This is a genomic window from Acinetobacter sp. Z1, from assembly GCF_024296945.1.
Lineage (GTDB): Bacteria > Pseudomonadota > Gammaproteobacteria > Pseudomonadales > Moraxellaceae > Acinetobacter > Acinetobacter beijerinckii.
This window is the reverse complement of sequence record NZ_CP101115.1, coordinates 1,614,025-1,625,401: the sequence shown is the minus strand read 5'-3', so window position 1 is coordinate 1,625,401 and position 11,377 is coordinate 1,614,025. Positions and strand designations below refer to the sequence as shown.

9 protein-coding genes are annotated in these 11,377 nt (G+C 38.9%); 5 read left to right on the top strand and 4 right to left on the bottom strand.

Translation table 11 applies throughout. From position 1 onward, the window contains the following. Positions 1–18 precede the first annotated feature (18 nt). Genes nirD through NGC85_RS07530 form a run of 3 tightly spaced genes read right to left on the bottom strand, consistent with a single transcriptional unit; the run spans position 19 to position 5,583 of the window. Positions 19–1,638, bottom strand: coding sequence for a nitrite reductase small subunit NirD (gene nirD / locus NGC85_RS07540; protein ID WP_254805407.1), 1,620 nt, complete (start codon positions 1,636–1,638; stop codon positions 19–21). A gap of 11 nt (positions 1,639–1,649) precedes the next feature. Further along, positions 1,650–4,196, bottom strand: a complete 2,547-nt coding sequence (gene nirB / locus NGC85_RS07535) for a nitrite reductase large subunit NirB (RefSeq protein WP_005402691.1) — start codon at positions 4,194–4,196, stop codon at positions 1,650–1,652. 28 nt (positions 4,197–4,224) lie between these two features. After that, the gene (locus NGC85_RS07530) at positions 4,225–5,583 is read right to left on the bottom strand and encodes an MFS transporter (RefSeq protein ID WP_254805566.1); all 1,359 of its coding nucleotides are present in this window, start codon (positions 5,581–5,583) and stop codon (positions 4,225–4,227) included. Between the two features lie 518 nt (positions 5,584–6,101). On the opposite strand from NGC85_RS07530, the gene NGC85_RS07525 reads away from it, so the two are divergent. The 5 genes from NGC85_RS07525 (at position 6,102) to accC (ending at position 10,721) form a co-directional block, all read left to right on the top strand. Next, positions 6,102–6,692, top strand: a complete 591-nt coding sequence (locus NGC85_RS07525) for an ANTAR domain-containing response regulator (RefSeq protein ID WP_254805406.1) — start codon at positions 6,102–6,104, stop codon at positions 6,690–6,692. Next, the gene (locus NGC85_RS07520) at positions 6,693–7,703 is read left to right on the top strand and encodes an ABC transporter substrate-binding protein (protein ID WP_254805405.1); all 1,011 of its coding nucleotides are present in this window, start codon (positions 6,693–6,695) and stop codon (positions 7,701–7,703) included. It begins immediately after the preceding gene. 738 nt (positions 7,704–8,441) lie between these two features. Next, complete coding sequence (gene aroQ / locus NGC85_RS07515) at positions 8,442–8,891, top strand: type II 3-dehydroquinate dehydratase (RefSeq protein ID WP_254805404.1); 450 nt, start codon at positions 8,442–8,444, stop codon at positions 8,889–8,891. 25 nt (positions 8,892–8,916) lie between these two features. After that, on the top strand, positions 8,917–9,339 hold the full coding sequence (accB, locus tag NGC85_RS07510; RefSeq protein ID WP_005061941.1) for an acetyl-CoA carboxylase biotin carboxyl carrier protein: 423 nt from the start codon (positions 8,917–8,919) through the stop codon (positions 9,337–9,339). A gap of 17 nt (positions 9,340–9,356) precedes the next feature. Beyond that, positions 9,357–10,721, top strand: a complete 1,365-nt coding sequence (gene accC / locus NGC85_RS07505; RefSeq protein WP_034711088.1) for an acetyl-CoA carboxylase biotin carboxylase subunit — start codon at positions 9,357–9,359, stop codon at positions 10,719–10,721. A 47-nt stretch (positions 10,722–10,768) separates the two neighbouring features. On the opposite strand, the gene NGC85_RS07500 is transcribed toward accC, so the two are convergent. Then, a complete protein-coding gene (locus NGC85_RS07500; RefSeq protein WP_254805403.1) occupies positions 10,769–11,245 on the bottom strand; it encodes a hypothetical protein in 477 nt (158 codons plus the stop codon). Positions 11,246–11,377 lie beyond the last annotated feature (132 nt).

Here is an 11,377-nt window from a genome sequence, read left to right as displayed (position 1 = left end):
CCTAAACCCCAAAGATGATTAACCTGCTTTCTTCATTGCAAAATCCTTACCAAATAACAATTTATTTCTAAATGTTGAAATTGGTGTTTGATCTGCAATCAATTCCGCATACCACATGCCATCTTCAGTATCACCGAACAGTACCGCACCGATGACTTTATCTTTCTGAATAATGATACGCTTGTAAATTTGTCGTTTTTCATCATTCAGGATAATGTCTTCGTAATCTTCTTTCGGTTCAAAATTTCCAGCCGAGAATACATCAACACCACTCACTTTAAGCTGAGTTGGAACGGTTGGTGATTTGAAAGTTAAACTACCGTGTTCTGCCAAGTGTGTCGCACAGATAAATGCTTGTCCCCACAATGGTTCGACAAGACCAAAAGTCTGATTACGATGCTCAATACATTCACCTACTGCATAAATACTTGGGTCAAATGTTTGCATCGTATCATTGACCAAAATACCACGATTGCAACGTAAACCAGCACTTTGAGCCAAAGCAATATTTGGACGAATACCTACAGCAAATACGACAAGGTCGGCATCTAACACTGTGCCATCTTTCAGACGTACTTGATTAACATGACCATCTTTACCAATCAATACTTCAGTATTTGCCTCAGTGATAATATTAATCCCTTTTTCTTCAATGCTTTGACGCAACATACGACTCGCACGACCATCAAGCTGACGCTCCATGATACGATCCATCAAATGAAGAACAGTGACATTCATACCACGTTGCTTGAGACCATAAGCTGCTTCTAAGCCAAGCAGACCACCACCAATCACCACAGCATTTTTCTTCGTTTCGCAATATTTAATCATGGTATTGACATCATAAATATCACGGAAGCTGATCACACCTTTCAAATCTACGCCTTGTACAGGTGGGATAAATGGAGATGAACCTGTTGCAATAATCAAACGATCGTAATCGACACTTTCGCCTTTTTGTGTATGCACTACTTTACGAGTACGATCGATTTTTATAGCAGGATCGTCAGCAATAAATTTGATGCCCTTATCGCTGTACCATGCATGTGGATGCAACATAATGTCATCAATAGTTTTCTCACCAGAAAGCACTGGTGAAAGCATGATACGGTTATAGTTACCCCAAGGCTCTTCACCAATCACCGTCACATCATAACGATCAGGTGCCATGTCGAGTAAATCCTCTAGACAGCGCATTCCAGCCAAACCATTACCGATCAAAACGAGCTTCAGTTTTTCTTGAGAAACACCATTATTGGTAATATAAGTTTTTTGCGGAACAGTACCTACCCAAACTCGACCATTTTCGATTTTGGTTGGAAAAACAGAAAGCTTTTGATCTTTATCTTCTAGGCATCGACCTGTTGCTAAACTGAAGTGTTGTTTGTAAATCGGTGAGGCAATAACACGCTCACCTTGCAAATCACCAATAATACCGCGCGCCATTACATTTGCTTGGCTAAACGGATCTTTATTACTTAATGCGTAAATACGTTTTTCGTTCCCTACGCGGAATAAAGCAACGGATTGACCCGCAATAAGTGCACCTACACCTGTATTTGGCGTGATGTCATCAAGATGACACACATCAATCCATTGATTTTCTGGAAGCATATTCATGTCTTTTAGATTTGTCATTTTGATTCTCCTTATGCTTCTACCATCGGGATACGATCAACTGAACGTTCAGCTTCATTTAATGGACGGATCTGATCACGCACTTCAGTAAATTGAATATATGGATCAGCTTGCTCTTCAGCGCTTGCATTAATGTAAGTTTGGAAGCGTTTACGAATCTCAGGATTCTCTACCGCAGTACGCCATTCGTCTTGATAAGTTCCAATTACATGTGCCATGCGATTTTCAAGTTCTTCTGCAAGACCAAGCGAATCATCGACAATCACAGCTTTGAGATAATCTAAACCACCTTCCATGTTGTCACGCCATACACTGGTACGTTGTAAACGATCAGCAGTTTGGATATAGAACATAAAGAAGCGATCGATATAACGAATCAAAGTTTCAGTATCTAGATCAGAAGCTAAAAGCTCTGCATGGCGTGGTTTCATTCCACCATTACCACACACATATAGGTTCCAACCTTTTTCTGTCGCAATTACACCAACATCTTTACCTTGTGCTTCAGCACACTCACGCGTACAACCCGACACAGCCATTTTTAGTTTGTGCGGTGAGCGTAAGCCTTTGTAGCGATTTTCTAATTCAATCGCTAAACCAACAGAATCATCTACGCCATAACGGCACCACGTGCTACCTACGCATGATTTCACTGTACGCAATGATTTACCGTAAGCATGACCTGACTCGAAGCCTGCTGCATTCAACTCTTCCCAAATAAATGGTAGCTCGTGCAGTTGAGCACCAAATAAGTCAACACGTTGACCACCTGTAATTTTGGTATACAGGTTATATTTTTTAGCAATTTGACCTACAGCAATCAAACCATCTGGAGTAACTTCACCACCTGCCATACGCGGTACAACTGAGTATGAACCATCCTTTTGGATATTTCCTAAGTAGTAGTCATTACTGTCTTGTAGACCTGCGTGCGTTGGCTCCAATACAAAGTCATTCCAGCACGATGCCAAAATGTTTGCTGTCATTGGTTTACAGATATCACAACCTAAACCATGACCATGTTGTTGAATCAAATCATCAAATGTTTTGATTTCATTGACACGCACCAAGTGATAGATCTCTTGACGTGAGTATGGGAAGTGTTCGCATACATGGTTATTAACCGTTACACCTTGACGTTGTAACTCAGACTTTAAAACTTGAGTAACTAATGGCGCACAACCACCACATGCTGTTGCTGCTTTAGTACATTTCTTTAAAGCACCTAAAGAGGTGGAACCATCACAAATAGCTTGGCAGATATCTGCTTTCGATACATTGTTACATGAACAAATCGTTGCGCTGTCTGGAAGTAAATCAACACCGCTACCTCCCGCTTTCGCGCCAGAATCAGCAAATCCTGGCATGATTAAGCTTTCAGGTGTTTCTGGCAATGCGATACCATTCAACATCATTTGTAAAAGATCGTTATATTCTTTTGCATCACCAACAAGTACTGCACCCAGTAATTTGGTTTTATCTGCATCTACGACGATTTTCTTATAAACCAATGCATCTTCATCAGCATAGAAATAGCTAAGCGAATTCGGTGTCATGCCATGAGCATCACCAACCGATGCCACATCTACACCCATCAATTTCAACTTAGTGCTCATATCAGCACCAGCGAAACAATGTGTTTCTTCAGCTAAGATATGCTTGGCTGCAATACGCGCCATGTCATATCCAGGTGCAACCAGCCCATAAATTTTATTGTCCCAAAGCGCACATTCACCAATTGCGTAAATATTTTCATCAGAGGTTTGGCAGTAATCATTGATCTTGATACCACCACGCTCCCCAAGTGCTAAACCGCTTGAACGTGCTAATTCATCACGTGGGCGAATCCCCGCAGAGAATAAAATCACATCCGTTTCAAGCTCACTACCATCAGCAAATTTCATTACATGCTTAGCATTATTGCCAGCTTCGATACATTGCGTTGCTTTTTGTGTGTGAACTTTTACACCTAAGTTTTCGATTTTACGGCGTAATACTTTACCACCCAAATCATCGATTTGAACCGCCATCAAACGTGGAGCAAATTCAACTACATGTGTTTCAAGATTTAAATCACGTAAAGCTTTAGCCGCTTCCAAACCGAGTAAACCACCACCGATCACCACACCTGATGTCGCGTTTAGGCTTGCAGCACGGATCGCATCTAAATCTTCGATGGTACGATATACAAAGCAATTTTCACGATCATTACCTGCAATTGGCGGAACGAAAGCATATGAACCAGTTGCGAGTACAAGTTTGTCGTAACTGATGACATCACCCATACTAGTAGTCACAGTTTGTTCTTTTGTATCAATTGCAATGGCTTTGGTATTTAGTCTTAAATCGATACCATGAGCATCGGCAAAATCGAAACGAGCAAGTGATAAATCTTTCGCTGATTTACCTGAAAAATATTCAGTCAAATGTACGCGGTCATATGCAATACGTGGTTCTTCAGCAAGAATTGTTATCTCTAATTCATCATCAGCTTTCTCTAAGATGGCTTCGATGAATTTATGACCCACCATACCGTGACCAATCATCACTAATTTCATTGTGTTTCTCCTAAAATCTAATCTGAGATTAAGCTGCGCTGTTTTGTTCTGAGCCACGTTCTAAAATCGCTTGTTCAAACAAGCGTTGTTCTTTTTCTTTATGCTCTACCGAAAATCGGATCAGCATGACCGAACTCGCGGCAATGACCACCAAACCACCTAAAACCATTAAACAAGTTTGAATATCCAACATACCTTTCAGTAAGAAACCTGCTGCCACTGCACCAACGTTTCCACCAGCACCAATGATGCCTGCCACACCACCTAACGCTTCACGATCAATGAATGGAACAAGCGCATAAGTCGCACCACATGCCATATGAGTAAATAATGCGAACACAGTCATCACTAGAATGGCCGACACAGCACCATTCATTTGTGAGAACAACATTAAGAAAAGCCCTTCGCCAAGAATTAAAGCAAATAGAACTTTAGTACGACCATCTAAGCCTTTTTTGAGTGCAACTTTATCTGAAAGAATCCCACCCAATGCGCGTGCAAATAATGCAAGCAAACCAAAGATACCTGCTGCTAAACCAGCCTCTTTTAATCCGAAACTAAAGTGCTCGACGTAGTACATTGCAATGATGTTATGGATAAAGATTTCGATACCGAAACAAGCTGCATATGAGAAGAAGAGAATCCATACGCGGTAGTTACGTGCAGCATGCATTAAGATTGCCAGACCACCTTTTTTATCGCTACCAACAACTACACCTTGAGCACGTAACTCTTTGAAATCGCCTTGAGGACAATCTTGAGTAAACTTCCAGTAAAGGAAACCTACGATCACCATCATGACACCTGGAACGATTAGTGCGAGTCTCCAACCAAATGCTTGCTCAACACCAAACATTACCAATGCAGATAGTAATAACGGCATGAGTGCTTGTGTTGCCCCACCACCAGCATTACCCCAACCAGCTGAGGCTGCGTTTGCAGTTCCCACGACATTTGGAGCAAACATGATGCTAGTGTGGTATTGCGTGATCACAAAACTCGCACCAATCGCACCGATAAGGAGGCGAAAGAAAAGGAACGATTCATAGCTATTTGCTGAAGCCACACCAAATACAGGAATGCTGCCAATAATTAACAAGGCGGTATAGGTCTTGCGTGGTCCGTATTTATCGCATAAAGGACCAACAATCAAACGAACTAAGATAGTGATTGCGACTGCCGCAATATTGATATTTGCGATTTGATCTTTTGTGAGATGAAATTCACCTGCAATGACAGGCATTAAAGGTGCACATGCAAACCATGCAAAGAAACAAACGAAGAATGCGAGCCAACTCATGTGGAATGCGCGCATGGTAGGTTCAGAAAAGTTAAATAACTTTATTGAAGTCGCTTTTTTAGCTGATAAATCTAAAGACATTGCCATCTCCCATACTGAACGTATACAGCTTTGTTGACACATCACTTTGTGCAAACAAATCGATCAGATCGGACATCGTTGGCCGTCTTGTAAACTTAAAAAGTCTTCTTTGACTCAATAATATTTAAGCAATTGGCATGCCATAAATTAAAAAATAAAATAGATAAAGCTATAAGTTTTTGATAAGTATTAATTTATAGTGGTTTATGCATTTTACTAATATTATAGTTATTTGTTTTTTTCCAAGAAGATTTAGTCATGGTCTGTTTTAAAGCACAATTGATGCTGCATCAAAACAACACTTTTTTTGCACCACAAAAATACATTTTTAAGCGATTGAAACTCTATCTCTTCAATCTTCTGTTTATTTTATGGCTTCATAAGCACTTAAAAGGATGCTTCCTGCATTTGAAAGTCGTGCTAAGATTAAATATGTCCTGTTATGGCACTAATATTGCTTCAAAAAAACACCTACAGCACTTTATTCTATACGTGCATAAACTCATAGTTTGACTTATATCATTATGCCGAAACTCAAGATCGCACTTATTGACGATGACCAGGCTCGGGCTGACTATATCAAGACCAGTTTAATTGAACATGGCTTTGAAGTCGTTGCATGCTTTACCTTAGATCATCTCAATATTTTTAAATTAGAGCATCTTCAAGCAGATATTATTCTGCTAGATATGGATCATCCACATCGTGACGTGATCGAAAGCTGTGTCAGTAATTTTGATCTACCGACTGTTTTATTTACCAAAAACACCGATAAAGATACGATCAAACAAGCCATTGACGCTGGTATTACAGCTTATATCGTCGATGGTCTTGACCCTTCACGCCTACACACTATTTTAGATATATCAATTGAACAATATAAGAAACATAAAAAATTAGAAGGCGATTTAAAAGATGCAAAAACCAAACTGGCGGATAGAAAAGACGTTGATAAGGCAAAAGTATTGTTAATGAAATTGCATGATCTAACTGAAGATACAGCCTTTCAACTACTCAGAAAAAATGCAATGAGTCATCGAATGACCATTGGTGAAATGGCACGGCGATTACTTGATGCACAACAGCTTTTAAACAATCATACAAAGGATGAATAAATGAGCAGTTTAGAAAAAACCGAATTGCAACTTGGTTATATTCCTTTACTTGATTGTGTTGCTTTACTTTGGGCAAAAGAAAGAGGCTTTTTTGCTGAATTTGGTTTGAATGTTACGTTAGTGAAAGAAGCATCTTGGGCGAGTCTGAGAGACCGACTGGCATTTGGATTATTAGATGCTGCACATTGTTTATCTGCAATGCTTCCTGCTGCTGCTGTTGGTGCAGATCAAATCGGTATAGCACTACAAACACCGTTAGTGTTAAGCGAAAATCGCGCATTTATTAGTTTAAGTCAAAAATTATGCTATGAGTTAGCGATTCATACTGAAGATAGCGCTAAAATTTCGGCACAAAAATTGGTCAGTTTTATTCAAGAAAACAATTCTGTCTCTTTAGCCCATGTGTTTCAGCATTCAATTCATCATTATTGTTTGAGAGAATGGTTGGCTCTAGCAGATGAAAAGCTAGCGCATTCAATTCAAGTTAAAACACTTCCCCCACCGTATATGGTTGAAGCGCTGAGCAATCATTTAATTGATGGTTTCTGTGTAGGAGAACCTTGGAACACTCAATCTGAGATACATGGCTTGAGCCATATTATTTGCTCAAGTCAGCACATCATTCCAAATGTCGCAGATAAAGTTTTAGCTGTAACTAAAGAATGGGCGCAACAAAATCCCAATACATTAATTCATTTAACTAAAGCGATTTTAAAAGCACAGCAAGAACTTCGTGAGTTAAAAGACTTTGATCCTGTTTGGCAACTTTTAGTTAATTTTGAAGTTGTACAATTTGATTGCTCAGCCGAAGTTCATGTTGAAAAATATTTTGCGATTCAAAACATCATTCGAAACTTTATTCAGGATAATGCAATTCCTAAAGTCGATGATTTCGAATGGCTATTTGAACAAATGAAGAAATGGAGTAATTTATCATTAGAGTCAGCTTCATATACAAGTGAGGCATTGGGTTGTTTACTACCAGAAACCTATGCTCTTGCCGCTGAATAAAAAAAAGCTGCCTTTTAAAAGGCAGCCTTGAAAGACCATTAAGAGAATATACCAATCAAAAATATTCTCTTAAGTAAACATAGCTTAATTGAAACGACTTATCTTTTTCAGACAATTTCATATCATTTACAACCATACAAAACTTCACAATTCATGTTTTTTGCCAATAAGCATATGTGATGATGCTTGTAACTATTGAGAATAGCTCTCTAGATTGAACTGAATATAGCCTTTTGCTTATGCCTACACCTTGTAGATTAATCAATCATCCCTAACATCTTTTTTTAACAACTCATTTAATTTTCAGACACAAACCTCCGCCAACTCCAAAATATAAATTTAAACTGTTTAAAAACATATATTTAAATCAAAATTACAAGATTATTATTTACTCATAATTGGCAATATACAACTTAATACTACAGTCGGCTTTCATGTCATTTTTTTTGTTTAATCAACAATTATGTAAAGACGTGACTTCTGAGTTACACAAATTACATCCACGAAATAAGCGATTTCAGTTTATTATAATAAAAAATAAAACTTATTAAAATTTGTCATATTTTAACATTGCCATTTCCTTGCAAAGTTTTCATTATATGCACCATGCTTGGTATGCAGTTTTCTTCGTTGATAAAAACAATTTATATAAAAAATGCAGAATTATATGCCATAATAAGCAAACTTTGCAGACATCTTGCAAAAAACATTTGCAGTTATAGAATTGGAGCAGGCTGAATGAGCTCAACCATTTTGCTGATTCACGGACCGAATTTGAACTTGCTAGGAAAGCGCGAACCAGAAGTTTATGGTTATCTCACCTTAGATGATATTAACCAGCAACTCATCGCTCAAGCTAAAAATGCATCCTTAACATTAGAAACTTTCCAAAATAACTGGGAAGGTGCAATTGTTGATCGTATCCATCAAGCACAAATCGATGGCGTCAAATTTATTATTATTAATCCTGCTGCACTTACCCATACATCTGTTGCTCTTCGTGATGCCCTGTTAGGTGTTGCAATACCATATATCGAAGTTCACTTGTCAAATGTTCACGCTCGCGAAGCATTTCGACACCACTCGTATTTATCAGACAAAGCCATTGGCGTGATTTGTGGCTTAGGTGCCAAGGGTTATAGCTTTGCACTCGATTACGCAATTGAAAAAATTCAATCTTCTAATTAATCCAAACATTTAGGAATGCTCACTCATGGATATCCGTAAAATCAAGAAGCTCATCGACTTGATGATTGAATCTGACTTGCAGGCGATTGAAGTTAAGGAAGGTGATCAATCCATTTCATTGACTCGTCCAACTCCAGTTTTTGCAGCAGCTCCAATTGCGGCAGCACCAACAAGCTCTACTCCAGCAGCTCCAGCAGCGAAGACCCCACGCGGCGCAGTAGAAACATCGCCTATGGTTGGTGTGTTTTATTCTGCTCCTAGCCCTGGCGAAGCACCGTTTGTGAACGTTGGTCAAACCATTTCTGCTGGTGAAACATTGGGTATCATTGAAGCAATGAAAATCATGAACCCAATTGAAGCAACCAAGAGCGGCGTAATTGAAGAAATTTTAGTGAAAAATGGTGAAGTCATCCAATTTGGTCAACCGCTTTTCCGCTACCGCGCTTAATGAGCTTGGGGATTTCTATGTTGCAAAAAGTACTGATTGCAAACCGTGGTGAAATCGCTTTGCGAATCACTCGGGCTTGTAAAACGCTTGGTATTAAAACAGTCGGCATTTACTCAGATGCAGATAAGGATCTAATGCATCTACGTTTTGTAGATGAAGCGGTGTGTATTGGACCAGGTGCAAGTAGTGAAAGCTATTTGAATATTCCTGCAATTATTACTGCCGCAGAAATTACGGGCGCTGATGCGATTCATCCTGGTTATGGTTTCTTATCAGAAAATGCTGAGTTTGCGGAAATTGTAGAAAGTTCTGGTTTCATTTTTATTGGTCCTCGCCCTGAGCATATCCGCCTTATGGGGAACAAAGTTTCCGCAATTATGGCAATGAAAAAATCAGGTGTCCCTACAGTTCCTGGTTCTGCTCATGCTGTTACGCCAAATAATGCACTTGCAGAAGCAAAAGAAATTGGCTTTCCATTGATTGTTAAAGCTGCTTCAGGTGGTGGCGGTCGTGGGATGCGAATCGTAGAGCGTGTAGATACATTACTTGAATCAGTTCAAGCCGCTCAACGCGATGCAGAAATGTGGTTTGGCGATGATACGGTTTACATGGAACGTTTCTTACAGAAACCTCGCCATGTTGAAGTTCAGATTCTTGGTGATGGCAATGGTCATGCGATTCACTTATATGATCGTGACTGTTCTTTACAACGTCGTCATCAAAAAGTTTTAGAAGAGGCCCCTGCTCCCAACTTACCAGAGCAAGCACGTGCTGATATTTTAGAAGCATGTGTGAATGCCTGTAAGTTAATGCAATACCGTGGTGCTGGTACATTTGAATTTTTATTCGAAGATGGTGAATTCTTCTTTATTGAAATGAATACACGTGTTCAAGTTGAACATCCTGTGACTGAAATGGTAACGGGTGTTGATATTATTGAGCAACAACTTCGAATTGCTGCTGGTTTAGGCTTAGAGCTTGAACAAAGTCAAATCGAAGTCAAAGGTCATGCCATTGAATGTCGTATCAATGCTGAAGACCCAACGACGTTCTTGCCTTCTCCAGGAAAAATCGAAAGTTTCTATGCTCCTGGTGGAGCAGGTATTCGTTTAGATTCTCATATTTATCAAGGCTATAGTATTCCACCATACTATGACTCTATGATTGCAAAATTGATTTCACATGGCAAAGACCGTGAAACTTGTTTAGCTCGTATGCGTCAAGCACTTGATGAAATGATTTTGACGGGTATCAAAACCAATATTCCATTACACAAAGATTTGATCTTAAAAGATAAGAATTTCTGTGAACAAGCAATGGATATTCATTATTTAGAAAAACATTTGCTAAAGCAGCTTGAACCTAAAGCTGAAAAAGCATAAAAAAAAGCCTCTTAATATCTAAGAGGCTTTTTTTATATCTTTAGAATTTAAGGCAATACACGATGTAATGTTGCAAAGCATTTCTCGCCTTTTTCATTGGCACAAAAATCAATCGTGTGATCATTTGACCATTTCACAAAGTACTGCGAAACCTCACCAGTCTGATCTTGTTGCTGCCCTGAGCAATCCATCAGATTGTTGTCATATTTAATTTGAAGAGCTAGAGCAGGTAAACGCTCTTTGTGATCTTCCGAAGGCTGATAATCATATAAGCCGTAAGACCATTCTTGACCGCTTTTAATTACCACTTCATTTGAACCGCGAAAGTTGTAATACTCAACACACTTTTTATTATTCGGAATTTCCATCCCCCAAAGCCCCATGATCTCTGGTCGAGTGGTAACACGAATCGCATTTGCCTTAGCAATTTGTTGTGCCGCTACTTCTTTATCATTTACTACCGTCTCTGCCATAGTCCATGTTGAGCAAGCCCATAATAATCCAATAATATAAATATTTTTCATAGATTTAATTAAGTCGTCATCTAAACGGTGCATTAGGTTAAATTAGCATATTTTTTGAGAAAAACATGCATTCATAACCATATAGACACAATATTTTTATCATCTAATTTATTTGATTGTTCTGCAATTTTT

Coding starts and splice junctions, on each gene's coding strand:
- nirD (WP_254805407.1), bottom strand. CDS start 1,638: ATGACAAATCTAAAAGACATGAATATGCTTCCAGAAAATCAATGGATT.
- nirB (WP_005402691.1), bottom strand. CDS start 4,196: ATGAAATTAGTGATGATTGGTCACGGTATGGTGGGTCATAAATTCATC.
- NGC85_RS07530 (WP_254805566.1), bottom strand. CDS start 5,583: ATGGCAATGTCTTTAGATTTATCAGCTAAAAAAGCGACTTCAATAAAG.
- NGC85_RS07525 (WP_254805406.1), top strand. CDS start 6,102: ATGCCGAAACTCAAGATCGCACTTATTGACGATGACCAGGCTCGGGCT.
- NGC85_RS07520 (WP_254805405.1), top strand. CDS start 6,693: ATGAGCAGTTTAGAAAAAACCGAATTGCAACTTGGTTATATTCCTTTA.
- aroQ (WP_254805404.1), top strand. CDS start 8,442: ATGAGCTCAACCATTTTGCTGATTCACGGACCGAATTTGAACTTGCTA.
- accB (WP_005061941.1), top strand. CDS start 8,917: ATGGATATCCGTAAAATCAAGAAGCTCATCGACTTGATGATTGAATCT.
- accC (WP_034711088.1), top strand. CDS start 9,357: ATGTTGCAAAAAGTACTGATTGCAAACCGTGGTGAAATCGCTTTGCGA.
- NGC85_RS07500 (WP_254805403.1), bottom strand. CDS start 11,245: ATGAAAAATATTTATATTATTGGATTATTATGGGCTTGCTCAACATGG.